This is a genomic window from Kocuria oxytropis, from assembly GCF_040981195.1.
Classification (GTDB): Bacteria; Actinomycetota; Actinomycetes; order Actinomycetales; family Micrococcaceae; genus Kocuria; species Kocuria oxytropis.
Map to the genome: position 1 here is coordinate 16,087 of NZ_JAVFXA010000021.1, position 26,367 is coordinate 42,453.

The window sequence follows — 26,367 nt, forward strand, 5'->3', positions numbered from 1 at the left end:
GTGGGGGGGGGAGGCAGGAGGGGGTCAGAGCAGGGAGACGGCCATGGCCTCGAAGGCCAGCTGCGCGCTGACGTTGGTGCGGATCCGGTCCCGGGTCCGGCTGATCACGTCGATGCGCTGCAGCGTCCGCTCGGGGGTCGTGTTGGAGGCGTGGTCCTGCAGCTGCTGGGCCAGGTGCTCGTTGACGAGGGCCGAGCCGGTGCGCAGCTGGAGGGTCAGGACGTCGCGGTAGAAGGTGGTCAGGTCGATGAGGAAGCGGTCCAGGGTGTCCGTCTGGATCCGCCGGGAACGGCGCTTCTGGTCGGCCTCGAGCCGGTTGAGGGCGCCGCGGATGGCCGGCGGCACCCGCCCGGACTCCGGGGCGCCCAGGGCCACGAGCAGCTGCTTGCGCTCCTCCTCGTTGCGGGACTCGGCGTCCGCCTGGGACTCCTCCACGGCGATCTTGTGCAGCCGGTCCGCCGCCCGCACCGCGTCCGGCACCCCGGAGAGCTTCAGCGGCACGGAGACGACCTCCTGGCGCCGGGTGCGGGCGTCGTCGTAGAGCGCCAGCCGCTTGGCGATCCCCACGTGGGACTGCGCCAGCCGGGCGCTCTCCTGCGCGCGCTCGCGGGACACCCCGTGCCGGCGGATCAGCAGCTCGGCGACGTCCTCCACGGCGGGCACCTTCAGGGTGGCCGGCCGGCAGCGGGAGCGGATCGTCACGAGCACGTCCATGGGGCTCGGCGCGCACAGCAGCCAGACCGTGCTGGGCGGCGGCTCCTCGACGGCCTTGAGCATCACGTTCGAGGTGCGCTCCACCATCCGGTCGGCGTCCTCGACCACCATGACCCGCCACCGGCCCACGGAGGGCCGGTCCTGGGCGCGGACCACGAGCTCCCGGGCTTCGTCGATGGTGATCTGCGGGCTCTCGGTGACGAAGTGGGTGAGATCGGCGTGGGATCCGGCCAGGACCGTGCGGCACGCGTGGCACTGCCCGCACCCGCGCTCGGCGGGATCCTCCTGCTCGCAGAGCAGGGCCGCCGCGAACGCGAGGGCCGCGTTGGAGCGCCCCGAACCGGGCGGGCCGGTGAACAGCCAGGCGTGGTGGGGCCGGTCCTCCTGCGCGGCGCGCCGCAGCTGCGCCACCACGGCGTCCTGGCCCAGCAGCTGGTCCCACACGCTCACGCGCCCACCTCCGCCGCCCGCGCGGACCGGGGCAGGTGCGCCAGGCGGGCGCGCACGGCGTCGGCGATCTCCCCGGCCGGGCGGGTCGCGTCGAGCACCAGGTAGCGCTCCGGCGCCCGCCCGGCGAGCTCCAGGAACGCCTCCCGGTTCGCGTCGTGGAAGGCGTCGGGCTCGGTCTCCAGCCGGTCGCCCGGGGTGCCGTCGCGCGCCTCCCGGCGGGCCCGCCCCGTTCCGGCCGGGACGTCGAGCAGCACGGTCAGGTCCGGCACGAGCCCCGCCGCGGCCCACGCGTTGAGCTCCGCGACACGGTCCACGCCCAGGCCGCGCCCGGCCCCCTGGTAGGCGGCCGAGGAGTCCGCGAACCGGTCGCAGACGACGGTCCGCCCGGCGGCGAGCGCGGGGCGGATGAGCTGGGCGACGTGCGCGGCCCGGGCCGCGGCGAACAGCAGGGCCTCGGTGCGGGCGTCCAGGGGCCCGTGCGCGGGGTCCAGGACGAGGCCCCGCAGCGTCTCGCCCAGCGGGGTCCCCCCGGGCTCCCTCGTGCGCACGGTGTCGTGCCCCTCGGCCCGCAGGGCCTCCACCAGCCGGGCGACCTGCGTGGACTTCCCGGCGCCGTCCCCGCCCTCGAACACGACGAAGAGCCCGCGAGCGGACGGCACGGGGGCGGCGCCCGGGTCGGGGACGGGCGGAGGGGCGGAGGGCGGTCGGACGGTCACGGACCCAGCCTATCGACCCGCGCGGACAGTGCCGCCGTCCGCGCGCGGGATGGGGACGCCGCGGCCCGCTAGCCTGGGGGCATGACTGCGCGCCCCGAGATCCCGCCCGCCCACGGCCCCGCCGGCCTCCGCCCGGACACCGTGCTGGTCGCGGGCGGCCGGCCCGCACCGGAGCACGACGCGCCGGTCGGCCCGTCCATCGTCCTGACCTCCACCTACCGGGGCTCCGGCGGCCTCGACGCCGAGGACCGCACCTACGGGCGCTACACCAACCCCACGTGGGAGGACCTCGAGGGCGTGCTGGCCCGGCTCGAGAAGGCGCAGCTGCCCGGGCTGCTCTACTCGTCGGGCCTGGCCGCGGTGGCCTCGGTGCTCGCGCTCGTGCCCGCCGGCGGGCACCTGGTGCTGCCCCGGCACAGCTACCAGGGCTCCCTGGCCCTGGCCAAGGACCTCGAGGCGCGCGGGATGCTCACCCTCGCCACCGTGGACGTCGCGGACACCGAGGAGGTCGTGGCCGCCCTCGACACCGCCGACCTGCTCTGGCTCGAGAGCCCCACCAACCCCATGCTGGAGGTCGCCGACCTCCCGGCGCTGCTCGCGGCGGCCCGGGCGCGCGGCGTGCTCACGTGCGTGGACAACACCTTCGCCACCCCGCTCCTGCAGCGCCCGCTCGTCCACGGCGCCAACATCGTGGTGCACTCCGTGACCAAGTACCTGGCCGGGCACTCCGACGTCGTCCTGGGGGCGGCCGTCACCTCGGACCCCGCCCTGCGGGCCCGGCTGCAGGGGCACCGCTCCCTGCACGGGGCCATCCCCGGTCCGTTCGAGGCCTGGCTGGCCCTGCGGGGGATGCGGACCCTGGCGCTGCGGGTCGAGCGCTCCGCGGCCTCCGCCGGTGAGCTCGCCCGCCGCCTCCGGCAGCACCCGGCCGTGCTCGAGGTCCGCTACCCGGGCCTGCCCGGGGACCCCGGCCACGAGCGGGCCGCCGCGCAGATGGACGGCTTCGGCTCGATCGTGGCGATCGTCCCTGCCGGGGACGTCGCCGCCGTGGAGGCGGCCGTGGACGCGCTGCGCGTGTGGACCCCCGCGACCTCCCTGGGCGGGGTGGAGTCGCTGATCGAGCGGCGGCGGCGCCACCACGAGGAGCCGCACAGCGTCCCGGAGACGCTGCTGCGCCTGTCGGTGGGCATCGAGGACGTCGAGGACCTCTGGGAGGACCTGGACCGCGCCCTGTCCGGGATCGACCGGTAGGGTGGGCGTCGTGGACATTCCCTGGGTCTTCCTGCTCGTGCGCCTCATCGACATCGCCCTGGCGCTGGTGGTCGCCGGCCTGGCCGTGTGGGCCTTCGTGGACTGCCTGACCAAGGCGCCGGTGCAGTTCCAGCGCGCCTTCAAGCGCACCAAGGGCTTCTGGCTCGCGCTCACGGGCGGCTCCCTCGCCTTCACGGTCCTCACGCTGCTGCTCCTGCGGCCCAGCCTGTTCGTGCTGCTCATCGCGGGCACCGCCGTGGGCGTCTACCTCGCCGACGTCCGCCCGGCCGTGGGCCTGGAGTCCAAGGGCCCCAACAACTGGTGACCGCCCGTCCCTGAGCGCGCGACACGGGGCGCGGCGGGCGCACCCGCTTGTCCCGGGCCGCCGCCCGGATGGAAGAATGGCGCCATGGCTACCGAATCAGCACCGCACAAGCTCGTCCTGCTCCGGCACGGACAGTCCGACTGGAACGAGAAGAACCTGTTCACCGGGTGGGTGGACGTGGACCTGACCGACAAGGGGCGGGAGGAAGCCGTCCGCGGCGGTGAGCTGCTCGTCGAGAAGGGGATCGCCCCGGACGTCCTGCACACCTCGCTGCTGCGCCGGGCGATCACCACCGCCCACCTGGCGCTGGACCGGGCCGACCGGCACTGGATCCCCGTGAAGCGGTCGTGGCGGCTCAACGAGCGCCACTACGGTGCGCTGCAGGGCAAGGACAAGACCCAGGTCCGCGAGGAGTACGGCGACGAGCAGTTCATGACGTGGCGCCGCTCCTTCGACGTCCCGCCGCCCGAGCTCGACGACTCCGACCGGTACTCCCAGGCCGGCGACCCCCGGTACGCCGACGTCGAGAACGCCCCCCGCACCGAGTGCCTCAAGGACGTCCTCGACCGCTTCATGCCCTACTGGGAGCAGGAGATCGTGCCGGACCTGCGGGCCGGGCACACCGTGATCGTCGCCGCGCACGGCAACTCCCTGCGCGCGCTCGTGAAGCACCTCGACGGCATCTCCGACGAGGACATCGCGGCCCTGAACATCCCCACGGGCATCCCGCTCTACTACGAGCTCGACGAGGACCTGCGCCCACTCGTGCCCGGCGGCGAGTACCTCGACCCCGAGGCCGCCGCGAGCTCGATCCAGGCGGTCGCCAACCAGGGCAAGAAGTAGCCCGGACCGGCGGCAAACCAGAGGGGCCGGACCCACCGCGGTGGGTCCGGCCCCTCTGCTCGTGCCCGGACGCGGCTCGGCGCGCGCCCGGGCGGGGCGTCACTCGCCGCCGTCGCGGCCCACGTGGCCGTGGCCGGTCGGGCGGTCGGAGCTCGCCGGGACCCAGTCCCCGGTCACGAGGTAGGAGACCTTGCGGGTCACGGAGACCCCGTGGTCCCCGATGCGCTCCAGGTACCGGGAGCACAGGGTGACGTCCACGGCGGTGGGCACCGAGCAGTCCCAGCTCGGCGCGGCGAGGGCGTCGAAGACGGACTGGTGGAGCTTGTTCACCTCGCCCTTGAGCGAGTAGATGTCGTCGGCCAGGGACAGGTCGCGCGTCTGGAGCACCTGGATCACCCGGTCCACGATCTGCAGGTCGAGGTCGAACATCCGGGTGAACGTGTCCACGAGCGGCTCCGGGATGACCGGCTCCGGGTAGCGCAGGCGCACGGCCTGGGCCAGGTGCCGGGCGAGATCGCCCGCCCGCTCCAGGGACGCGCTCATCCGCAGCGCGCCCACGATCATCCGCAGGTCCGAGGCCACGGGGCTCTGCAGCGCCAGGATGTCGATCGAGCGCTCGTCGAGGTCGTTCTGCAGGAAGTCGATCCGGGCGTCGTTGGAGATGATCTCCTCGGCCAGCTGGATGTCCGCGTCGAGCAGCGCGTCCTTGGCGCTGGCGAGGGCCTCGCGCACCAGCGTCGCGATCTGGATGAGCTCCTCACCGACCTGGTGGAGTTCTGCCTGGAAAACCTTGCGCACTGATGCGTCCTTTCGAGATGCGGCGACGTCCGCTGCCGCCGCGGCCGGGGCACGGCGCGGAGCGGGACGGATGACGTGGGGGCCGGGTGCGAGCACACCCGCCGCCACCGTCACAGCCAGGAGTGAACTTTTGCTCATCTTAGGATGAACGTTCGTTGAACCTGTAGCTCGTGACGTCCGGTGCGGGGTCCCCGCGCCGCCGAGTGCCTAAGCTGGATCCGTGACTCCCACCGCCATCGCCGTCGCCGCGGGTCTGCTCGGCTTCGCCCTCGGGGTGAGCGGGCTGATCGCCCTGCGGGTGAGCAGCCGCAGCCGCCGCGCCCGCGCCGACGTCCAGGAGCCCACGCTGCCGGACGGCACCGCCGACGTGCTCGCGGTCATCGGCCGCGCCTACGTGGTCGTGGACGGAGTCGACGGCGTGGTGCGCGCCTCCCCGGCCGCCTACGCCTTCGGCCTGGTCCGCGGGCACACCGTGGTGCACGAGCAGATGCTCGAGATGATCCGCCGGGCCCGCCGCAGCGGCGTGATCGAGGAGCGGCGCGTCGAGCTGACCCGCGGGCCGTTCCAGACGGGGTCGGTGGTCCTCGACGTCCGGGTGGCCCCCATCGCCGAGGAGTACATCCTGCTGCTCGCCGACGACCAGACGGAGATCGTCCGGGCGCAGTCCATCCGCAACGACTTCGTCGCGAACGTCTCGCACGAGCTCAAGACGCCCGTGGGGGCGATCGGGCTGCTGGCCGAGGCGATCGAGGACGCCGCCGAGGACGAGGAGGCCGTGCGCCGCTTCGCCCAGCGCCTGCACAAGGAGTCCGCCCGGCTGACCGCCCTGGTCCAGGACATCATCGAGCTCTCCCGCCTGCAGGGCGCCGACGTGGTCACCGAGGGGCGGCCCGTGGACCTCAACCAGGTGATCGCCGACGCCGTGGACCGCAACCGGTTCCCCGCCGAGAACAAGGGCATCGACATCGCGGTGGGCGGGCGCGTCACCCGGCCCGTGTTCGGGGACCCCGACCTGCTCGTCACGGCGCTGCGCAACCTCATCGACAACGCCGTGCACTACTCCCCGGAGGGCACCCGGGTGGGCGTCGGCGTCCGGGAGCGGGACGGGATGGCTCAGATCTCGGTGACCGACCAGGGGCCGGGCATCCCGGAGGAGGAGCAGGACCGGATCTTCGAGCGCTTCTACCGCGTGGACGCCGCCCGCTCGCGCCGGACCGGCGGCACCGGGCTGGGCCTGAGCATCGTCAAGCACGTCATGTCCCAGCACGGCGGGGAGGCCACCCTGTGGTCCCAGCCCGGCCGCGGGTCCACGTTCACCCTCAGCATCCCCCAGATCGAGGGCGCCGACGAGCCCGGGGAGGCCGCACCGCCGGCCCCCGGCGCGGCCGCCCGCCCGGTGCCGGAACCGGCACCGTCCCGCCCAGTGGCATCGACCCCACGGCCCGCCGCCCCCGCGGCGCGCGCCGGGAGCACGGAGGACCGACAGTGACCCGCATCCTGATCGTCGAGGACGAGGAGTCCCTCAGCGACCCGCTCTCCTACCTGCTCGGGAAGGAGGGGTTCGAGGTGGAGGTCGTCGACAACGGCGTGGACGCCGTGGCGGAGTTCGACCGCTCCGGGGCCGACCTGGTGCTGCTGGACCTCATGCTCCCGGGGCTGTCCGGCACCGAGGTGTGCCGGCAGGTGCGGCAGCGCTCCTCCGTGCCGATCATCATGCTCACCGCCAAGGACGCGGAGATCGACAAGGTCGTGGGGCTCGAGCTCGGGGCCGACGACTACGTCACGAAGCCGTACTCGTCGCGCGAGCTCGTGGCTCGGATCCGTGCCGTGCTGCGCCGGCAGGGCGAGCCCGAGGAGCTCGTCTCGGCGACCGTGCAGGCCGGGCCCGTGCGGATGGACGTCGAACGGCACGTGGTCAGCGTGCACGGCGAGAAGGTGGCCATGCCGCTCAAGGAGTTCGAGCTGCTCGAGATGCTGCTGCGCAACGCCGGGCGGGTGCTGACCCGCGGGCAGCTCATCGACCGGGTCTGGGGCTCGGACTACGTGGGGGACACCAAGACCCTCGACGTCCACGTCAAGCGGCTGCGCTCGAAGATCGAGCCCGACCCCTCCGCCCCGCGGCACCTCGTGACGGTGCGGGGCCTGGGGTACAAGTTCGAGGGCTGAGCCCGCGGCCCGCGCACGGGAAGGGCCCGGAACCCCGAGGGGTTCCGGGCCCTGTCGTCCGAGCGCCCGCCCCGGCGGGAGGCGTCAGTGACCGCCCTCCTCGCCCACCATCTCGCGGTGCGGCACGGGCGTGTTGGAGGGGTTGGCGGGGGTGCTGGGCGCACCGCCGGGCACGAACTCGGCGTAGCGCGGGAAGGTGTGGTCGAGCACCGGGACCTGCTCGACCAGGGACTCGCCGTCGGCGGTGAACACCGTCTCGACCATGAGGCCGGGGGCGGCGCCGGCGCGGTCCACGACGACCGGGTCCGCCTCCTCCAGGTCCACGGTGCCGTTGGCCGGGATCCGCACCTCGGCGGTCGCGCCGTCGACGTCCATCGACAGGGTGACGTCCTCGTCGCCGTCGTTGTCCAGCGTGCCCAGCACGCGTCCCTCGGCGTCGGCGGCGGTGGCCACGATCAGCATGTTGGTCAGCTTGACGTCCCCCACCTGCTCCACGATGCCGTCCGCGGGGGAGTAGGCCATGGTCGTGGCCGGAGGGTTGATGTAGGCGCATCCGGCGGTGGACAGCAGGGCGGCCGCGGCGGCGGCACTGAGGCCTGCGCGCTGCAGCAACTTGGGGGCGGCGATCTTCACGGCGCGTACTCCTCGGGAGCTCAGGACGATGACCCGGCCAGCTTATCCGTTTGCCGACGGAACGTCCGCATCGCCGGTCCTCCCGGGCCCGTCCGGGCCGGATCGGCGAATCCTACACCGTGTTAGAATGGACGTTCTGAAAGGGGTATTTCCATATGGTTTTTGAGGTTGGCGAGACGGTTGTCTACCCGCACCACGGCGCGGCGACCATCGAGGAGATCAAGACCCGCACTGTCAAGGGCGAAGAGAAGATGTATCTCAAGCTCAAGGTGACCCAGGGGGATCTGGTGATCGAGGTACCCGCGGAGAACGTCGACCTGGTGGGCGTGCGCGACGTCGTCGACGAGGACGGGCTCAAGAAGGTCATCTCGGTCCTGCAGGCGAAGGACACCGAGGAGGCCAGCAACTGGTCCCGGCGCTACAAGGCCAACCTCGAGAAGCTCGCCTCCGGCGACGTGCTCAAGGTCGCCGAGGTCGTGCGCGACCTCTGGCGCCGTGACCGCGACCGCGGGCTCTCGGCGGGGGAGAAGCGGATGCTGACGAAGGCACGCCAGATCCTCACCTCCGAGCTCGCGCTCGCCAAGAAGATCGACGAGGAAGAGGCCGAGAAGCGCCTCGACGACATCCTGGCGTCCTGAACCGGACCGTGAGCGGCAGCACCGAGCGGCCGACATCGGCGGACCCGGCCTCCTCGGAGGCCGGGTTCGCCGTCGTCGTCGTGGCGGCGGGCTCCGGAACCCGGCTCGGGCACGGCATGCCCAAGGCCCTCGTACCGCTCCACGGCCGGCCCCTCCTGGAGCACGCGCTCCGGGGGATCCGGGAGTCCGGGCTGCAGGGCCCCGTCCTGGTGACCGTGCCGTCCGGCGACGTCGAGCTGTCCGCGATCGCCCGGGAGCACGGCGCACGGCCCGTTCCGGGCGGCGCGTCCCGGGCGGAGTCCGTGCGAGCGGCCCTGGCCGAGCTCCGGCGCACCGATCCCGGCTGCACCGCGGTGCTCGTCCACGACGCCGCGCGGTGCCTCACCCCGCCGCAGGTGTTCCGCGCCGTGGTGGACCGGCTGCGCGCTGGGGAGCGCGCCGTGGTCCCCGTGCTCCCCGTCGCGGACACGATGCGCCGGATCGACCGCGCCGGCCGGTCGCTCGGCACCGTGGACCGCACGGAGCTGCGCGCGGTGCAGACCCCGCAGGGCTTCGACCTCGCCCTGCTCCGGGCGGTGAACCTCGCCGCCGTCGAGGCCGGCACGGACCCGGATTCCGTCACGGACGACGCCTCCCTCGTGGAGGCGCACGCGCCGGGAGCCGCCGTGCTCACCGTGCCCGGCCACGAGCACGCCTTCAAGATCACCCGTCCGCTCGACCTGGTGCTGGCCGAGGCCGTCCTGCGCGGACGTGCGCCCGGCACGGCCGGCACGGTGCCCGTCACCGCTGTCACCGCCGCGGCCGGCCCCTCCCATCCCGGCCGTTCCTGGCCCGACCGTTCCGAGCCCGAGGAGCACTGAGCCCGTGATCCTGCCCCGCACCGGCATCGCCGTGGACGTCCACGCCTTCGGTCCCGAGGGCACGCCCCTGTGGGTCGCCGGCCTCGAGTGGCCGGGGGAGCGGGGCCTCGCCGGGCACTCGGACGGGGACGTCGTGGCCCACGCCGCGGCGGACGCCCTGTTCTCGGCCTCGGGCACGGGTGACCTGGGCGCCAACTTCGGCGTGGACCGTCCCGAGATGCAGGGTGCCTCGGGGGCGCGGATCCTCGCCGAGGCGGCCCGGATCGTGCGGGCGGCCGGCTTCGAGATCGGCAACGTGGCCGTGCAGCTGATCGGGAACCGGCCGCGGTTCGCGCCGCGGCGCGCCGAGGCCGAGGCCGTGCTCAGCGCCGCGGCCGGCGCGCCCGTCACCGTCAGCGCCACGACCTCCGACCGCCTCGGGCTCACGGGCCGCGGCGAGGGCCTCGCGGCCGTGGCCACCGCGCTGGTCGCGCCCGCGGACGCGCGCCGGGCCTGACCGGGGCGCCACCGCCCGCCCCTATGATGGGGCGTGTGACTCTGCGCTTCTACGACACCGCCACCGCGACCGTGCGGGACTTCGCGCCCGCCCACCCCGGCGAGGCCCGTCTGTACTACTGCGGCGCCACCGTCCAGGGCATGCCGCACATCGGTCACGTCCGCTCGGCCCTGGTCTTCGACCAGCTCGCCCGGTGGCTCGCCCACCGCGGCTACCGGGTCACCGCCGTGCGCAACGTCACCGACATCGACGACAAGATCCTCGCGAACTCGGCCGCGTCCTTCGCCCCCGACTACGCCGGCGATCACCCCCGCGAGCCGTGGTGGGCCCTCGCCTACCGGTTCGAGCAGGCGTTCAACGCCGCCTACGACGCCATCGGCGTCGGCCGGCCCACCTACGAGCCGCGCGCCACCGGCCACGTGCCCGAGATGCACGCCCTGATCCGCACCCTCGTGGACGCCGGGCACGCCTACCCGGCGCCTGACGGCTCCGGGGACGTCTACTTCGACGTCCGCTCGTGGGAGCGCTACGGCGAGCTCACCCACCAGTCGGTCGACGACATGCAGGACGCCCCCGACGCCGACCCCCGCGGCAAGCGGGACCCCCGCGACTTCGCGCTGTGGAAGGGGCACAAGGCGGGGGAGCCCGAGACCGCCCGCTGGGACTCGCCCTGGGGCGCCGGCCGGCCCGGGTGGCACCTCGAGTGCTCGGCCATGGCCGCGAAGTACCTCGGCGAGCACTTCGACATCCACGGCGGCGGACTGGACCTGCGCTTCCCCCACCACGAGAACGAGCTGGCCCAGTCGGCGGCGGCCGGGCAGCGGTTCGCGACGCTCTGGCTGCACAACGGGCTGGTCACCTACGCGGGCGAGAAGATGTCCAAGTCGATCGGCAACACCGTCTCCCCGGCGGAGATGCTCGCCCAGGCCCGGCCGCTGGCCGTGCGCTACTACCTCGGCCAGGCCCACTACCGCTCCGTGCTGGACTACCGGCCCACCTCCCTCGCCGAGGCCACGGCCGCGGTCGAGCGGGTGGAGGCCTTCCTGCGCGCGGCCCGGGGCGGCGGGCCCGACCTCACCGGCGCCCCGGCCGACGTGCCGGACGCCTTCGGGGCCGCCATGGACGACGACCTCAACGTCCCCCAGGCCCTCGCGGTCCTGCACGAGACCGTCCGGGCCGGCAACTCCGCGCTCGCCGAGGGCGGGGACGCCGCCCCGCACGCCCGCGCCGTGCGCGCCATGACGGACGTGCTCGGGCTCACCGATCTCATGGACCTGGGGGACGCCGCGGGCAACGCCGCCGAGCACGCGGCCCTCGACGCCCTGGTGCGCTCGCTGCTGGCCCAGCGGGACCGGGCCCGCGCCGCCAAGGACTGGGCCCGGGCCGACGCCATCCGGGACGAGCTCGCCGCGGCCGGCGTCGCGGTGCGCGACGCCGCCGGCGGATCCACCTGGTCCGTGGCCTGACCGGGCCGCACCACACCGACCGAACAGAGGAACCCATGCCAACCCCCAAGCAGCGTCCCGGCGCGATCCGCAAGAACAAGAAGGGCCCGCTCGTCGGCACCGGCGGCCACGGCCGCAAGGCCCTCGAGGGCCGGGGTCCCACCCCCAAGGCCGAGGACCGCCCGTACCACAAGGCGCACAAGATGAAGAAGGCCGCCGAGCGCCGCCAGAGCTCGGGCGGCCGCGGCCCGGCGCGCTCCCGCGGCAAGGTCCAGGAGGACCTGGTCACCGGGCGGAACTCGGTGCTCGAGGCGCTGCGCGCCGACATCCCGGCCAAGGCCCTCCACGCGGCGAGCAAGATCGACGTGGACGACCGCGTCCGGGAGATCCTGCAGCTCTGCGCCGAGCGCGGGATCACGATCCTCGAGGCCTCCAAGGGCGAGCTCGACCGGCTCACCAGCGACGCCGTGCACCAGGGCGTGGCCCTGCAGGTGCCGGCCTACGAGTACCAGGACGCCGTGGAGACCGCCCGCAAGCTCATGACGCAGTGGGAGAAGCGGCACATCCGCCGGCCCCCGCTCGTGGTGGCCCTCGACGGGATCACCGACCCCCGCAACCTCGGCGCCATCATCCGCAGCGTCTCCGCGTTCTCCGGCAACGCCGTGATCGTCCCCGAGCGCCGCTCCGTGGGCGTCACGGCCTCCGCCTGGAAGACCAGCGCCGGTGCCGCGGCCCGGGTGCCCGTCGCCAAGGCCGCCAACCTCAACCGCACGCTCGAGGAGCTCAAGGCCATGGGCTACTTCGTGGTCGGCCTGGACGGCGGCGGCGACGTCGAGCTGCCCGGCCTCGAGCTGGCCACCGAGCCGCTCGTCGTCGTGGTCGGGGCGGAGGGCAAGGGCCTGTCCCGGCTGGTCACGGAGAACTGCGACCAGGTCGTCTCCATCCCCATCGACTCCACCATGGAGTCGCTCAACGCCTCGATGGCGGTGGGCATCACCCTGTACGAGGTGTCGCGACGTCGTGCTGGTTCCTGAGCCCCGGCGGCAGGACACCGGTCGGCCGTACGTCTCCCACCCCTACCCCCTCGGGGTGCACCCCTCCCACGAGCGCGACGGCAGCGCCAACGTGGCCGTCTACGCCCCCGGGATCCCCGACGTCGACATCGTCTACCGGCTGCCCGGCGGGCGCTGGCAGCGGCGCCGGCTCACCGGCCGCACGGGCGGGGTGCACCACGGCACCGTCCCGCCGGCCGATCAGCAGCGGCTCTCGGAGACGGGCTTCGACTACCTGCGGCACCGGGACGAGGCCCCGGCCCTGCCCGCCGGCACGGAGTACGGCTTCGTCCCCGCCGACTCGGCGGTCGCCTCCCGGCACCGTGCCCCGGACCCGGCCGCCCAGCAGATCCTGCTCGACCCCTACGGCAAGGGGCTGCGCCGGGTCGCCCCGCCGCCGGGGGTCGAGGACCCCGGTCCCGACGCCTACGGGGGGCGCTACGTCTCCGTGGTCGTCCAGCAGGACTTCGACTGGGACGAGGACCGCCGCCCCGCCACCCCCTGGCGGGACACGGTCGTCTACGAGGCGCACGTCAAGGGTCTGACCGCTCTGCACCCGGACGTCCCGGAGCACCTCCGGGGCACCTACGCCGGCCTCGCGCACCCCGCGATGACCGAGTACCTCACGTCCCTGGGCGTCACGGCCGTCGAGCTGCTGCCCGTGCACGCCCATCTGGACGAACCCCACCTCACGGCCCTCGGGCTGAGCAACTACTGGGGCTACAACACGCTGGGCTTCTTCGCCCCGCACGCCGGCTACGCCACCGAGGCCGCCCGGGCCCGCGGCCCCCAGGGCGTGCTGGACGAGTTCAAGGCCATGGTCCGGGACCTGCACCGTGCGGGGCTCGAGGTCTACCTCGACGTCGTCTACAACCACACCGCGGAGGCCGGTCAGGAGGAGCCCGCCTACTGCTGGCGCGGACTCGGCGACGAGGCCTACTACCGCCACGGCGAGGACGGCCGCTACGTGGACGTCACCGGGTGCGGCAACTCGGTGAACTTCGGCAACCCGCGGGTGGTGCACATGGCACTGGACTCCCTGCGCTACTGGGTGGAGCGCTGCCACGTGGACGGCTTCCGCTTCGACCTCGCCCCCGAGCTGGCCCGGGACGAGCGCCACCGCTTCACCCGCAACCACCCCTTCCTCGTGGCCGTCGGCGCGGACCCCGCCCTGTTCGGCACGAAGCTCATCGCCGAGCCCTGGGACGTGGGCATGGGCGGCTGGCAGACCGGTCACTTCCCCGAGGGGTGGGCGGACTGGAACGACCGGTTCCGGGACACCGTCCGGGACTTCTGGCTCACCGGGCCGCGCAGCATGAGCCTGGGCGGGGACGGGGGCAACGCCGCGCGGCTGGCCGGGGCCCTCGCCGGCTCCGCGGACATGTTCGCCGCGTCCGGGCGCAGCGCCCTGGCGTCCGTGAACTTCGTGACCGCCCACGACGGCTTCACCCTGGCAGACCTGGTCTCCTACGACAACAAGCACAACCAGGACAACCTGGAGAAGAACCGGGACGGGACCAACGACAACCACTCGTGGAACCACGGCGTGGAGGGCCCGGCACGCGACGTGCGGGTCCGGGCCGACCGGGCCCAGACCATGCGCAACGTCATGGCCACCCTGCTCTTCTCGCAGGGCGTGCCGATGATCACCGCGGGGGACGAGTTCGGCCGCACGCAGCGCGGCAACAACAACGCCTACTGCCAGGACAACGAGCTGTCCTGGGTGGACTGGCGGCTCACCCCGGCGGACCGCGCCATGCTCGCGGCGACCCGCGCCCTGGTGGGCGTGCGCGGGGAGTTCCTGGCGGGGCAGCCGTCCCACTTCCCGACCCGTCCCGACGAGGTCATGATGCACTGGTTCGGCCCGGACGGCTCGGCCATGACCGCCACCGGCTGGCAGACCCCCGGGGCCCGGACCATCCAGGTGCTGATCGGCTCCCGGGGCGGCCGGGTCGCCGGGCTCATGGTGGTCAACGGCGCGAGCGCCGACATGGCGATCACCTTCCCGGACCTCGCGGACCTCGTGCACCCGGAGGAGGACGGGCACCCCCTCGGGAAGGCCGACGGCACCTACTCCCTGGTGCACAGCACGGCCTCCGTGCTGCACGGCCGCTACGGCACGCGCTACCGGGCGGGCCAGGCGCAGGGCGTGCCCGCCGGCTCGGTGACCCTCTTCCGCGTCCTCTGAGCCGCACGGCCGCGGAGCCCGGGCGCCGCCGGTCCGGGCCCCGCCGGTGTGGGCGCCGCACGGACGCGGAGTCGCCGCTCCCGGGCAGGACAGGGCCCGGGAACAGCAGGGGCCGCACCCGGCGACGCCGGGTGCGGCCCCTGCTGCCCGGCGCGCCGCGGCGCCGGCCGGGTCAGGCGTTGGTCACGAGGCCCAGCTCCGCCTTGTCGGCGAGCTCGGGGTGGGCCGGCAGCACCCGGACGGTGTAGCCGAAGGGGCCGGAGCGGTCCACGGTGATGATCCCGCAGAACTTGTGCCGGCCGCCGCCGAGATCGCCCACGGGGCTCAGGCTCGCGTACTTGCGCTCGTGGATGTGGTCCGTCTCCGAGACCCGGCCGTACCCGACCTCCGCGCACACGTCCTCCGGGCTCAGGGAGCCCAGGGAGACGTAGGCGCACACCGTGAGCTCGTCGCCGATCTGGGGGTCCTGGGCCACGCCCTCGGTGTCCACGTGCTCGACCGAGACCTCCTCCCACGCCTGGCGCACGCGACCGACCCAGCGGGACTTCGCCCGGGCGGCCGCGTGGCCGTCCCGGGCGGCCAGCCGGCCGGAGACGGCGGCGGGGACGTAGAGCTGCCGCACGTAGTCCTCGACCATGCGCTTGGCGGAGACCTGCGGGCCCAGCGTCGCCAGGGTGTGCTTGACCATGGCCAGCCACTGGTGCGGCACGCCGTCGGTGTTCGGGTCCGAGCCCTCGGCGGTCTCGCCGTAGAAGCGCGGCGCCACGTGGTTCTCGATGAGCTCGTAGAGGGCCGCGGCCTCGATGTCGTCGCGCTCGTCCGGGTGCGCGCCCTCGTCGGCGGTCGGGATGGCCCAGCCGTTCTGGCCGTCGTACATCTCGTCCCACCAGCCGTCGAGCACGGACAGGTTGAGCCCGCCGTTGAGGGCGGCCTTCATCCCGGACGTGCCGCAGGCCTCGAGCGGGCGCAGCGGGTTGTTCAGCCAGACGTCGCAGCCGGGGAACAGGGTCCGGGCCATCGCGATGTCGTAGTTGGGCAGGAACACGATGCGGTGCCGCACCTCGGGGTCGTCCGTGAAGCGCACGAGGTCCTGGATCAGGCGCTTGCCCTGCTCGTCGGCCGGGTGGGACTTGCCCGCGACCACGAGCTGTACCGGGTGCTCCGGGTCCAGCAGGATCCGCTTGAGCCGCTGCGGGTCCCGCAGCATGAGCGTGAGCCGCTTGTACGTGGGCACCCGGCGGGCGAAGCCGATGGTGAGCACGCCCGGGTCGAGGACCGAGTCGGTCCAGCCCAGCTCGGCGTCCGCGAGCCCGCGCTTCTTCCACGAGGCCCGCAGCCGGGCCCGGACGTCCTCGACCAGGCGGGTGCGCAGCTCGCGGCGGACGGACCACAGCTCGGCGTCGTCGGCGGTGTAGATCCGCCGCCACCGCGCGGCCCGGTTGAGGTCCGGGCCCATCGGGTCGAGCGCCAGCTCCGCCATGCGGGGGTCGATCCACGTCATGACGTGGACGCCGTTGGTGATCGAGCCGATCGGCACCTCGTCGGCGTCGAAGCCCGGCCACAGCCCCTGGAACATCCCCCGGGAGACCACGCCGTGCAGCTTGGCCACCCCGTTGGCGCGCTGGGCCAGGCGCAGGCCCATGACCGCCATGTTGAACTTGGCGGGGTCGCCGCCGTCGTAGTCCTCGGCGCCCAGGGACAGGACCCTGTCCGTGGGCACCGACGGGGCGAGGCCCGCGTCGAGGAAGTGCTCGATCTGCGCCTGCTCGAACCGGTCGATGCCCGCGGGCACCGGGGTGTGGGTCGTGAACACGGTGGCCGAGCGCACCGCGGTCAGGGCCTCGTCCCAGGTCATGGGCGCCGTCCCGTCCGCGGGGGCCATGAGCTCCGCGATCCGCTCGACGCCCAGGAACCCGGCGTGTCCCTCGTTGCAATGGAAGACCTCCGGGGCCGGGGCGCCGGTCAGCCGGGAGAACGCCCGCAGGGCGCGGATCCCGCCCATCCCGAGCAGCAGCTCCTGCTGGAGCCGGTGGTCGCCGCCGCCGCCGTAGAGGCGGTCCGTGACGTTGCGGGCGTGGTCGTCGTTGTCCGGGATGTCGGAGTCCAGCAGCAGCAGCGGGACGCGGCCGACGTCGGCGCGCCAGATGTGGGCGGAGAGGCTGCGGCCGTTGGGCAGGGGCAGGGTGATCCGGGCGGGGGTCCCGTCCTCCTCGCGCAGCAGGGTCAGCGGCATGCCGTCCGGGTCGAGCACGGGGTAGGACTCCTGCTGCCACGCGTCGCGGGAGAGGGACTGCTTGAAGTAGCCGTGCTGGTAGAACAGGCCGACCCCCACCACGGGCACGCCGAGGTCCGAGGCGCTCTTGAGGTGGTCGCCGGCGAGGATGCCCAGCCCGCCCGAGTACTGGGGGAGCACGGAGGTGACCCCGTACTCCGCGGAGAAGTAGGCGATGGCCCTCGGGGCGTCCTCCGACTGGGTCCTCTGGTACCAGAGGTCGTCGGTGAGGTAGTGCTCCAGGTCGGCGTCCAGCTCCCGGATCCGGCGCACGGTGGCCGGGTCCTGGGCGATCTGCTGGATCTCCTCCCGGGTGAGGGAGCCGAGCAGCTTCACGGGGTCCCCGTGCACCGCCTCCCACGCCTGCGGGTTCAGGTCCGCGAACAGCTGTTCGGTGGGCCGGTGCCAGGACCAGCGGAGGTTCCGCGCCAGCCGGCTCAGAGGGGCGATGGACTCCGGCAGCACGGTGCGCACGGTGAATCTACGGATTGCCTTCACGCGGCCAGACTACCGGTGCCGCGGCGCCGGACGGGGGCACCACGGCCCATCCGTCCCCCGGCGCGCCGGACGGTCCCCGCCGGGGCGCCGGACGCGGGCGCGCCGACACCGTCCACGAGTCGACAGCGGGCTTAACGATCGCCGGGTTTGTCGCTAACGTGGTCCAGGTGAGCCAAGCCAACACGCCGCCCCCGTCCGACCCGGCCCAGAGCCCGGCCGGCGCGCCCGCCCCCGACCTCTCGACGACGCCCGCCGTGCCCGACGCCGCGGCCGCCGCCCCGGCCGAGCCGCCCGCGCGGAAGGCACCGGCCCGCCGCCGCACCTCGACCACCCGGAAGACCGCGGACGCCGGGACCGCGGCGCCGGTGCCGGACGAGCCCGGCGTCGAGGTCGTCCCGGCCGCGGAGCCCAAGACCCGTGCCCGGCGCACCACGAGCACCCGGACCGCGGCCGCCAAGGCAGCTGCGGCCAAGACGCCCGCCGCCGAGGCCTCGGAGGCCGGGACGCCGGCCGCCGCCAAGGCGCCTGCCGCCAGGGCGGCCAAGGCGGGCACCACCCGGACGGCCACCGCCAAGAAGGCCACCACTCCGCGCAAGGCGGCGAGCCCGCGCCGGAAGGCCGCCGGGTCGGCCTTCTCCCGCGAGGACCTCGTGTACGGCCGGATCCCGGTCGTCGGCGTGAGCCCCGTGGTGGAGGACGGACGCTTTCCCGCCAAGGCCGTGCCGGGCGAGTCGATCCGCGTGGGCGCCACCGTGTTCCGCGAGGGCCACGACGCCCTGGGCGTGACCGCGGTGCTGTACGACCCCCAGGGGGCGGAGACCGAGCGCGTGCCGATGCACCTGACGACTCCCGGCACCGACCGCTACGAGGCCTGGCTGACGCCGTCCTCCGAGGGCGCCTGGACCTTCGCGGTCGAGGGCTGGGGCGACCTGTTCGAGACGTGGCGCCACGCCGCCGAGATCAAGGTGGGCGTGGGCCAGGACGTGGACCTGATGCTGGCCGAGGGCGTCGTGCTCTTCGACCGCGCCGCCGCGGAGCCGGGACGCCCGGACTCCGACGTCGAGCTGTTCCGCTCGGCCTCGCGCACGCTCGGCAACGCCGAGCTGCCCGCCGAGCACCGGCTCGAGGCCGGCACCTCCGCCGAGGTCCTGGCCGTGGTCGCCGAGCGGCCCGTGCGCGACCTCGTCACCGAGAGCCGCCGCTATCCGCTGAAGGTCGAGCGCACCGCCGCCGGCCGCGGCTCCTGGTACGAGTTCTTCCCGCGCTCCGAGGGCGCCGCCTTCGACGCCGAGAGCGGGACCTGGACCTCCGGCACCTTCCGGACCGCGGCCGAGAGCCTCGACCGGGTCGCGGCCATGGGCTTCGACGTGATCTACCTGCCGCCGATCCACCCGATCGGCCGCGCCCACCGCAAGGGACCCAACAACACGCTGGTGGCCGGTCCCCAGGACCCGGGCTCCCCGTGGGCCATCGGCGCCCCCGAGGGCGGGCACGACGCGATCCACCCGGACCTGGGCTCCTTCGAGGACTTCGACGGCTTCGTGGCCCGCGCCGGGGACCTCGGCCTCGAGGTCGCCCTGGACCTGGCCCTGCAGGCCTCCCCGGACCACCCCTGGGTCACGGCCCACCCGGAGTGGTTCACCACCCGCGCCGACGGCTCCATCGCGTACGCGGAGAACCCGCCGAAGAAGTACCAGGACATCTACCCGATCAACTTCGACAACGACCCCGAGGGCCTGTCCCTCGAGGTGCTCCGGATCGTGGAGCTGTGGATCTCGCACGGGGTCAAGATCTTCCGGGTGGACAACCCGCACACCAAGCCCCTGTGGTTCTGGGAGTGGCTGATCGGCACCGTCAACGCCAAGCACCCCGAGGTCGTCTTCCTGGCCGAGGCGTTCACCCGGCCCGCCATGATGCAGGGTCTCGCCCGGGTCGGCTTCCAGCAGTCCTACTCGTACTTCACCTGGCGCAACACCAAGAAGGAGATCGAGGAGTACCTGGAGGAGGTCAGCCACGAGACCTCGGCGGTGTACCGGCCGAACTTCTTCGTCAACACTCCGGACATCCTCACCGAGTACCTGCAGTTCGGCGGGCCCGCGGCCTTCAAGATCCGCGCCGTCCTGGCCGCCACCGGCTCCCCGCTGTGGGGCGTCTACGCCGGCTACGAGCTGTACGAGCACGTGGCCCGGGCCGGTGCCGAGGAGTACGTCGACAACGAGAAGTACGAGTACCGGCCCCGGGACTTCGCCGGCGCGGAGGAGCGCGGCGAGTCCCTGGCCCCGTACCTCACGCGGCTCAACGAGATCCGGCGCCGGCACGCCTCGCTGGGCGACCTGCAGAACCTCACCGTGCAGTCGACGTCCGATGACGCCCTGGTCGCCTACTCGAAGACCAAGACGGTGCGGCACGGGGGCTCGAGCTACAAGGACACGGTCATCGTGGTCGTCAACGTGGACCCACATGCGGTCCGCGAGGGCACCGTGTGGCTGGACCTGGCGTCCCTGAACCTGGACGACGCGGACTTCAACGAGGACGGCAGCTTCTGGGTGGACGACCTGCTCAGCGGGAACTCCTGGAAGTGGGGCACGCACAACTACGTGCGGCTGGACCCGCACTACGACCCCGCGCACGTCCTGCACATCCGCCGCAACGTCAAGTAGGGGCTCCACCGCACCCCGCCGGGGCCCTCCCGGGCGCACTGCCCGGGAGGGCCCCTCCTCAAGCACCGAAGGCCTCCGACCCACCTGTCCGAAAGGCGGCACCCCCGCATGAGCCTCTCGCCGTACTCGCTCAACGCCCCCGGCATCTCCCACGACCCCGACTGGTTCCGCAAAGCGGTGTTCTACGAGGTGCTCGTCCGGGCGTTCTCCGACGCCAACGGTGACGGCTCCGGTGACTTCTCCGGCCTGATCGACAAGCTGGACTACCTGCAGTGGCTGGGCATCGACTGCCTGTGGCTGCCGCCGTTCTTCGAGTCCCCGCTGCGCGACGGCGGCTACGACATCTCGGACTACTACTCCGTGCTCGACGAGTTCGGCACGATCAGCGACTTCAAGCGGCTCGTGGCCGAGGCGCACGCCCGTGGCCTGCGGGTGATCATCGACCTCCCGCTCAACCACACGAGCGACCAGCACCCGTGGTTCCAGGCGTCCCGCGAGGACCCCGAGGGCCCCTACGGCGACTTCTACGTCTGGTCGGACACGGACGAGCTGTACCAGGACGCCCGGATCATCTTCGTGGACACCGAGGAGTCGAACTGGACGTTCGACCCGATCCGCCGCCAGTTCTTCTGGCACCGCTTCTTCTCCCACCAGCCGGACCTCAACTTCGAGAACCCCGCCGTGGTCGAGGCGGTGTACGACGTGGTGAAGTTCTGGCTCGACATGGGCATCGACGGGTTCCGGGCCGACGCGATCCCGTACCTGATCGAGGAGGAGGGGACCAACTGCGAGAACCTTCCCGGCACGCACGACTTCCTGGTCGGCCTGCGGCGCATGATCGACGAGCAGTACCCAGGTCGCGTGGTCGTCGCCGAGGCGAACCAGATGCCGCACGAGGTGGTGGAGTACTTCGGCAGCGAGGAGAACCCCGAGTGCCACATGTGCTTCCACTTCCCGATCATGCCGCGGATCTTCTACGCGCTGCGGGACCAGAAGGCCGGCCCGATCGTGGAGACCATGCGGGAGACGCCCGACATCCCCCGCGGCACCCAGTGGGGCACGTTCCTGCGCAACCATGACGAGCTGACCCTCGAGATGGTCACCACCGAGGAGCGCCAGGCGATGCTCGGCTGGTACGCCCCCGACTCCCGGATGCGCGCCAACGTGGGCATCCGCCGCCGGCTGGCACCCCTGCTCGACAACTCCCGCGCCGAGATCGAGCTCATCCACGCCCTGCTCCTGTCCCTGCCCGGCAGCCCGTTCCTGTACTACGGGGACGAGATCGGGATGGGCGACAACATCTGGCTCGACGACCGGGACGCGTCCCGCACCCCGATGCAGTGGACCCCGGACCGCAACGCCGGGTTCTCCAAGGCGGACCCGGGCAAGCTCTACCTGCCCGTGGTCCAGTCGCTGGTCTACCACTACAACCAGGTCAACGTGGAGGCGCAGCTGGCGTCGTCGTCGTCCCTGCTGCACTGGATGCGCCAGATGCTCGCGGTGCGCAAGGCGCACCCGGCCTTCGGCCTCGGCTCCTACGTCAACGTGGAGACGGACCACGACTCCGTGCTCGCGTTCCTGCGCGTGCTCCCCGACGACGAGACCGAGGACGGGCGCGGCGAGACCGTGCTGTGCCTGTTCAACCTCGCCCACACCCCGGCGTTCGCGCGGATCCGGCTGCCCCAGTTCGCCGGCCGCGGGCTGCGCGAGCTCTTCGGCGGCGACCTGTTCGGCGAGGTGGACGAGGCCGGGGAGTACCGCATCACCCTCGGCAGCCAGGACTTCTTCTGGCTGCGCCTGCGCGCGGCCCCGCGCGACGACGGCACGCACCCCCAGACCACGGCCATGCCGATCATCACCGCGACCACGACGTCCTGAGCGCGTCCCTGCGTCCGGCCACCTCCACGCCCGTCCCGGAAGGATCCGATCCCATGACCGACCAGCACCCCGACGAGCTCCTCGACCTCCTGCGCCGGTGGCTGCCGCGGCAGCGGTGGTTCCCCTTCGCGGAGGGCGGTGCCGGCGCGGAGCTGCGGGTCGTCGCCCAGCTCGCCCTGCCGGACCAGGAGGGCGCGGGCGCCCGGATCGTGCTGCTGGAGGCGTCCGAGGGGGCGCGCACCGAGCTGCTCCAGGTGCCGCTGACCTTCCGCGCCGCACCCCTCGAGGGAGCCGAGCGCTTCCTCGTCGGCGAGCTGGCACCGGCCGAGGACCCCGGGGCGGACGGGGCCCCGGAGGAGGAGCCCACGCCCCGCCGGGCCGCGCGCTTCCTCCGCGAGCGGGCCGCCCGCGCCGGCCGCGCGGTGGCCCACCGCACGGGTCTGCCGCTGCCCGGGGCGGAGGACGCCGTGGCAGGCCCCTGGGTCTACGACGGGGTCGGGGACCCGGTGTTCGTCGGCCCGGTCCTCCGGCTGATGCAGGACGGGGAGTCCGCCGGCTCCGGCCCCCTGGGCCTGACCGTGACCGGCGCCCACGGCGAGGCGCTGAGCGTCCCCTACGCCGTCGACTCGCTCGAGCAGGTCCGAGTGATCTCCAGCGAGCAGTCGAACTCCTCGGTGATCCTCACCCCGCCGGCGACGGGGCGGGCCGGTGCCGACGCCGTGATCGTGAAGTTCTTCCGCGTGGTCGGGGAGGGCGAGAACCCGGACGTCGAGGTGGGCCGCGAGCTCACCGCCCTGGGCTGCCCCGCGGTGCCGAGCACCTTCGGCTGGCTCGACGCCCGCTGGCGCACGGGGCTGAGCGCCGCGCAGGGCCAGCTGGCCGTGGCCACGGAGTTCCTCGCGGGCTCCGCCGACGCGTGGGCGCGGGCCGTCGAGGCCGCGGAGCAGGGCGAGGACTTCTCCGAGGAGGCGCGGGAGCTGGGCCGCACGACCGCCCGCGTGCACCGCGACCTGGGCCGTGCGTTCGGCACGGACGTGCCCGACGACACCGCCCGGGCCCGGTTCCTGAACGACCTGGGCGGGCGCCTGCGCTGGGCCCGCACCGAGACCGGTTCCCTCTTCTCGGAGCACGCCGCCGCCCTCGACCAGCTGATCACGTCCCTCGACGACGTTCCGGAGCTGCCCCCGCTGCAGCGCATCCACGGCGACTACCACCTGGGGCAGGTCCTGCAGACCGAGGACGGGCAGTTCAAGGTCCTGGACTTCGAGGGGGAGCCCCTGCGGGCCATCGAGGAGCGCACCCGGCCGGACGTGGCCCTGCGCGACGTCGTCGGCATGCTGCGGTCCTTCGACTACGCCGCCGCGTTCGGCGCCCGGGCCGGTGCCCCGGACGCGCAGGAGTGGGGCCGGCGCGCCGCCGACGCCTTCCTGGCCGGCTACGAGCAGGGCGCCGGGCACCCGGTGGACCGCGGATCCCCCCTGTTCCAGGCGCTGTGGCTGGACAAGGCCCTGTACGAGGTCGTCTACGAGCAGCGCAACCGGCCCGACTGGGTGGACGTTCCGGCCGCGGCGGTGCGCCGTTCGCTGGAGAGCCTCCGGTCGCGTAGCGTGAACCCTGATACCGCCGGTGCGGTCCCCGTGCCCGGCTCCGACCACGACGACGACAGCTCCCGGTCCGCGCGGTTCAGCCCGGCGGAACCGGGGACGGAAATCGAGGACGCAGTGAGCGCCAGCACCCCGAAGGACCGATCCGACTCCGGGCGGGCCTCCCGCACCGCCCCGGCCGGACACGACGTGGCCCCCACGGGACCCGTGCCCGTCCCCGAGCACCTGCTGGCCGCGGTGTCCGAGGGCCGGCACCACGATCCGCACGGCGTCCTGGGCGCCCACCTGAACCCGGACGGCAGCGTCACCGTGCGCACGCTGCGACGGTTCGCGACGGCCGTGGCCGTGGTGACGCAGGACGGCACCTTCGAGCTCGAGCACGAGTGGGGCGGCATCTTCACGGGCGTGGTCCCCGCGCACGAGCCGGGCCGGATCCCCGACTACCGCGTGGACGTGACCTACCGGGACCTGGAGCCCCAGCGGATGGACGACCCGTACCGCTTCGGGCCCACCCTCGGCGAGCTCGACCTGCACCTCATCGGCGAGGGCCGCCACGAGACGCTGTGGACCGTCCTCGGCGCCCACGTGCGCCGCTACCCCTCGGCGATGGGCGACATCACCGGCGTGGCCTTCGCCGTCTGGGCGCCCAACGCCCAGGCGGTGCGGGTCATCGGCGACTTCAACGGCTGGGACGGCAGCGAGCACGCGATGCGCTCGCTCGGCTCCTCGGGCGTGTGGGAGCTCTTCGTCCCGGGCCTGGGCTCGGGGGCGACCTACAAGTTCCGCATCCTCGGCCGGGACGGGGGCTGGCGCGAGAAGGCCGACCCCATGGCCTTCGGCACCGAGGTGCCGCCGTCCACGGCCTCCCGCGTCTTCGAGTCCGACTACGAGTTCCAGGACGACGAGTGGATGGCGCGGCGGGCGACGACCGACCCGCACAACGCCCCCATGAGCGTCTACGAGATGCACATCGGTTCGTGGCGCCTGGGTCTCGGGTACAAGGACCTGGCGAAGGAGCTCGTCGAGTACCTCACCTGGCAGGGCTTCACGCATGTGGAGTTCATGCCCGTGGCGGAGCACCCGTTCGGCGGTTCCTGGGGCTACCAGGTCACCTCCTACTACGCCCCGTCCTCCCGCTTCGGCAGCCCGGACGAGTTCCGCTACCTCGTGGACACGCTGCACCAGGCCGGCATCGGCGTGATCGTGGACTGGGTCCCGGGGCACTTCCCGAAGGACGAGTGGGCGCTGGCCCGCTTCGACGGCGAGCCGCTGTACGAGCACGCCGACCCGCGCCGGGGCGAGCACAAGGACTGGGGGACGCTGATCCCCGACTACGGGCGCAATGAGGTCCGCAACTTCCTGGTGGCCAACGCCTCGTACTGGCTCGAGGAGTTCCACGTGGACGGCCTGCGCGTGGACGCGGTCGCCTCCATGCTCTACCTGGACTACTCCCGCAACGAGGGGGAGTGGGAGCCCAACGTCTTCGGCGGACGGGAGAACCTCGAGGCCATTTCGTTCCTCAAGGAGGCCAACGCCACCGCGTACAAGCGCACCCCGGGGATCGTGATGATCGCCGAGGAGTCCACGTCCTACCCGGGCGTCACACGCCCGACCGACGCGGACGGGCTCGGCTTCGGGCTCAAGTGGAACATGGGGTGGATGAACGACACCCTCGAGTACATGGCGGAGGACCCGGTCAACCGGTACTACCACCACAACAAGCTCACGTTCTCGCTGGTGTACGCGTTCTCCGAGAACTTCCTGCTCCCGATCTCCCACGACGAGGTCGTCTACGGCAAGGGCTCCCTGCTGCGCAAGATGCCCGGTGACCGCTGGCAGCAGCTCGCCAACGTCCGCGCTTACCTGGCCTTCATGTGGGCCCACCCCGGCAAGCAGCTGATCTTCATGGGCACGGAGTACGCGCAGGAGTCGGAGTGGTCGCAGGAGCACGGCCTGGACTGGTGGCTCTCCGAGACCCCGCCGCACAAGGGCGTGCAGGAGCTGGTACGCACCCTCAACACGATCTACCGCGAGACCCCCGCGCTGTACGAGCGGGACAACAACCCCGCCGGGTTCGAGTGGATCGACGCGGCGGACGCCGGACGCAACACCCTCTCCTTCACCCGCTGGGACGAGCAGGGCAACCCGCTCGTGTGCGTGGCGAACTTCGCCGGCAACCCGCACGAGAACTTCCGGCTCGGTCTGCCGTGGGCCGGGGAGTGGGTCGAGGCCCTCAACACGGACTCCGAGCACTTCGGCGGGTCCGGGGTGGGCAACCTCGGGAAGGTCAGGGCCGTCGAGGGCGCCCACAACGGCAACCCCGCCTCGGTCGAGCTGACGGTCCCCCCGCTCGCGGTGCTGTACCTCAAGCCGGCCGAGCACTGAGCCGGCCCGGTCCGCGCCCACGGGGCACCGACCGGCGCAGCGGAAGGGCCCGGATCCTCGGATCCGGGCCCTTCCGCCGTCCGTCCTCCATGACGAGACGGCCGGCAGACCGGGGACACCGGGCCCGCGGCACCCGGTTTGCGCGGACCCGGGAAAGGGAGTAACTTCTTCCAAGTCGTCGCGGCGAGGAACTCCTCCGGGAGAGCCACGGGACGGCATTCCACCCCGGACGTCCCGGGCCGGGCAGCCGGAGAGTTGCACGGACACCGAAGCGTGTTAGGGTGGGAGATTGTGAGCTTCGCCGGAAGGCGGCACCGTCGCGATCGGGTCACCAAGTGTTCACCCGAGATTGACCGGGGCCGACCGGAAGGGCTAAGGTTGCAGAGCACTCCGACGGCAAGATGTCAAGTACGACACGTCGATCGGTCTGTTGTTTGAGAACTCAATAGTGTGCCATGTTTGTTGATACCGATTTTTTATTTTCGGTTGATGGGT

Annotated in this window: 19 protein-coding genes; 14 read left to right on the forward strand and 5 right to left on the reverse strand. The window is 73.0% G+C overall.

The features are described from left to right. Positions 1–24 precede the first annotated feature (24 nt). Both QYM41_RS15995 and tmk read right to left on the reverse strand, forming a co-directional pair. Positions 25–1,164, reverse strand: a complete 1,140-nt coding sequence (locus tag QYM41_RS15995; protein ID WP_368800768.1) for a DNA polymerase III subunit delta' — start codon at positions 1,162–1,164, stop codon at positions 25–27. Next, positions 1,161–1,880 carry a dTMP kinase gene (gene tmk / locus QYM41_RS16000; RefSeq protein WP_438612610.1) on the reverse strand — a complete coding sequence of 240 codons (720 nt, stop codon included), beginning with the start codon at positions 1,878–1,880 and terminating at the stop codon, positions 1,161–1,163. The genes QYM41_RS15995 and tmk overlap by 4 nt, the downstream gene beginning before the upstream one ends. An 81-nt stretch (positions 1,881–1,961) precedes the next feature. Here tmk and QYM41_RS16005 point away from each other — a divergent pair, with 81 nt between their 5' ends. From QYM41_RS16005 to QYM41_RS16015, 3 genes are all read left to right on the forward strand, one after another. Then, positions 1,962–3,131 (forward strand): trans-sulfuration enzyme family protein, encoded by a 1,170-nt coding sequence (locus QYM41_RS16005; RefSeq protein WP_368800769.1) that lies wholly within the window; start codon positions 1,962–1,964, stop codon positions 3,129–3,131. A gap of 10 nt (positions 3,132–3,141) precedes the next feature. Beyond that, entirely contained in the window at positions 3,142–3,456 is a 315-nt protein-coding gene (locus tag QYM41_RS16010) for a DUF2516 family protein (protein ID WP_368800770.1), read from the forward strand. 84 nt (positions 3,457–3,540) lie between these two features. Further along, on the forward strand, positions 3,541–4,299 hold the full coding sequence (locus QYM41_RS16015) for a phosphoglyceromutase (protein WP_368800771.1): 759 nt from the start codon (positions 3,541–3,543) through the stop codon (positions 4,297–4,299). Between the two features lie 99 nt (positions 4,300–4,398). Here the strand turns inward: QYM41_RS16015 and phoU are convergent, their stop codons facing one another. Beyond that, positions 4,399–5,097, reverse strand: a complete 699-nt coding sequence (gene phoU, locus QYM41_RS16020) for a phosphate signaling complex protein PhoU (protein WP_368800772.1) — start codon at positions 5,095–5,097, stop codon at positions 4,399–4,401. Between the two features lie 220 nt (positions 5,098–5,317). Between phoU and QYM41_RS16025 the strand changes: the two genes are divergently transcribed. Both QYM41_RS16025 and QYM41_RS16030 read left to right on the forward strand, forming a co-directional pair. Beyond that, the gene (locus QYM41_RS16025; protein ID WP_368800773.1) at positions 5,318–6,586 is read left to right on the forward strand and encodes a sensor histidine kinase; all 1,269 of its coding nucleotides are present in this window, start codon (positions 5,318–5,320) and stop codon (positions 6,584–6,586) included. Continuing rightward, the gene (locus QYM41_RS16030; protein ID WP_368800774.1) at positions 6,583–7,263 is read left to right on the forward strand and encodes a winged helix-turn-helix domain-containing protein; all 681 of its coding nucleotides are present in this window, start codon (positions 6,583–6,585) and stop codon (positions 7,261–7,263) included. Before QYM41_RS16025 ends, QYM41_RS16030 begins: the two co-directional genes overlap by 4 nt. An 84-nt stretch (positions 7,264–7,347) precedes the next feature. Here the strand turns inward: QYM41_RS16030 and QYM41_RS16035 are convergent, their stop codons facing one another. Continuing rightward, entirely contained in the window at positions 7,348–7,896 is a 549-nt protein-coding gene (locus QYM41_RS16035) for a hypothetical protein (protein ID WP_368800775.1), read from the reverse strand. A gap of 155 nt (positions 7,897–8,051) precedes the next feature. Here QYM41_RS16035 and QYM41_RS16040 point away from each other — a divergent pair, with 155 nt between their 5' ends. Genes QYM41_RS16040 through glgX form a run of 6 tightly spaced genes read left to right on the forward strand, consistent with a single transcriptional unit; the run spans position 8,052 to position 14,575 of the window. Continuing rightward, positions 8,052–8,534, forward strand: coding sequence for a CarD family transcriptional regulator (locus QYM41_RS16040; protein ID WP_017831963.1), 483 nt, complete (start codon positions 8,052–8,054; stop codon positions 8,532–8,534). A gap of 8 nt (positions 8,535–8,542) precedes the next feature. Then, the gene (gene ispD / locus QYM41_RS16045) at positions 8,543–9,394 is read left to right on the forward strand and encodes a 2-C-methyl-D-erythritol 4-phosphate cytidylyltransferase (RefSeq protein WP_368800776.1); all 852 of its coding nucleotides are present in this window, start codon (positions 8,543–8,545) and stop codon (positions 9,392–9,394) included. Between the two features lie 4 nt (positions 9,395–9,398). Continuing rightward, positions 9,399–9,890: a 2-C-methyl-D-erythritol 2,4-cyclodiphosphate synthase gene (ispF, locus tag QYM41_RS16050; protein ID WP_368800777.1), complete on the forward strand. Its 492-nt coding sequence runs from the start codon at positions 9,399–9,401 to the stop codon at positions 9,888–9,890. A 35-nt stretch (positions 9,891–9,925) separates the two neighbouring features. After that, the gene (cysS, locus tag QYM41_RS16055; protein ID WP_368800778.1) at positions 9,926–11,356 is read left to right on the forward strand and encodes a cysteine--tRNA ligase; all 1,431 of its coding nucleotides are present in this window, start codon (positions 9,926–9,928) and stop codon (positions 11,354–11,356) included. 35 nt (positions 11,357–11,391) lie between these two features. Further along, positions 11,392–12,369, forward strand: a complete 978-nt coding sequence (gene rlmB, locus QYM41_RS16060) for a 23S rRNA (guanosine(2251)-2'-O)-methyltransferase RlmB (protein ID WP_368800780.1) — start codon at positions 11,392–11,394, stop codon at positions 12,367–12,369. After that, the gene (glgX, locus tag QYM41_RS16065; RefSeq protein ID WP_368800781.1) at positions 12,356–14,575 is read left to right on the forward strand and encodes a glycogen debranching protein GlgX; all 2,220 of its coding nucleotides are present in this window, start codon (positions 12,356–12,358) and stop codon (positions 14,573–14,575) included. The genes rlmB and glgX overlap by 14 nt, the downstream gene beginning before the upstream one ends. Positions 14,576–14,747: 172 nt before the next feature. On the opposite strand, the gene glgP is transcribed toward glgX, so the two are convergent. Continuing rightward, positions 14,748–17,345 carry an alpha-glucan family phosphorylase gene (gene glgP, locus QYM41_RS16070; RefSeq protein ID WP_368800782.1) on the reverse strand — a complete coding sequence of 866 codons (2,598 nt, stop codon included), beginning with the start codon at positions 17,343–17,345 and terminating at the stop codon, positions 14,748–14,750. A 158-nt stretch (positions 17,346–17,503) separates the two neighbouring features. Between glgP and QYM41_RS16075 the strand changes: the two genes are divergently transcribed. The 3 genes from QYM41_RS16075 (at position 17,504) to glgB (ending at position 25,872) form a co-directional block, all read left to right on the forward strand. After that, a complete protein-coding gene (locus tag QYM41_RS16075) occupies positions 17,504–20,005 on the forward strand; it encodes an alpha-1,4-glucan--maltose-1-phosphate maltosyltransferase (RefSeq protein ID WP_438612611.1) in 2,502 nt (833 codons plus the stop codon). A gap of 108 nt (positions 20,006–20,113) precedes the next feature. After that, positions 20,114–21,883: a maltose alpha-D-glucosyltransferase gene (treS, locus tag QYM41_RS16080; RefSeq protein ID WP_368800783.1), complete on the forward strand. Its 1,770-nt coding sequence runs from the start codon at positions 20,114–20,116 to the stop codon at positions 21,881–21,883. Positions 21,884–21,936: 53 nt separating this feature from the next. Beyond that, complete coding sequence (gene glgB / locus QYM41_RS16085; protein ID WP_368800784.1) at positions 21,937–25,872, forward strand: 1,4-alpha-glucan branching protein GlgB; 3,936 nt, start codon at positions 21,937–21,939, stop codon at positions 25,870–25,872. Positions 25,873–26,367 lie beyond the last annotated feature (495 nt).

Coding starts and splice junctions, on each gene's coding strand:
- QYM41_RS16005 (WP_368800769.1), top strand. CDS start 1,962: ATGACTGCGCGCCCCGAGATCCCGCCCGCCCACGGCCCCGCCGGCCTC.
- QYM41_RS16015 (WP_368800771.1), top strand. CDS start 3,541: ATGGCTACCGAATCAGCACCGCACAAGCTCGTCCTGCTCCGGCACGGA.
- QYM41_RS16040 (WP_017831963.1), top strand. CDS start 8,052: ATGGTTTTTGAGGTTGGCGAGACGGTTGTCTACCCGCACCACGGCGCG.
- rlmB (WP_368800780.1), top strand. CDS start 11,392: ATGCCAACCCCCAAGCAGCGTCCCGGCGCGATCCGCAAGAACAAGAAG.
- treS (WP_368800783.1), top strand. CDS start 20,114: ATGAGCCTCTCGCCGTACTCGCTCAACGCCCCCGGCATCTCCCACGAC.
- glgB (WP_368800784.1), top strand. CDS start 21,937: ATGACCGACCAGCACCCCGACGAGCTCCTCGACCTCCTGCGCCGGTGG.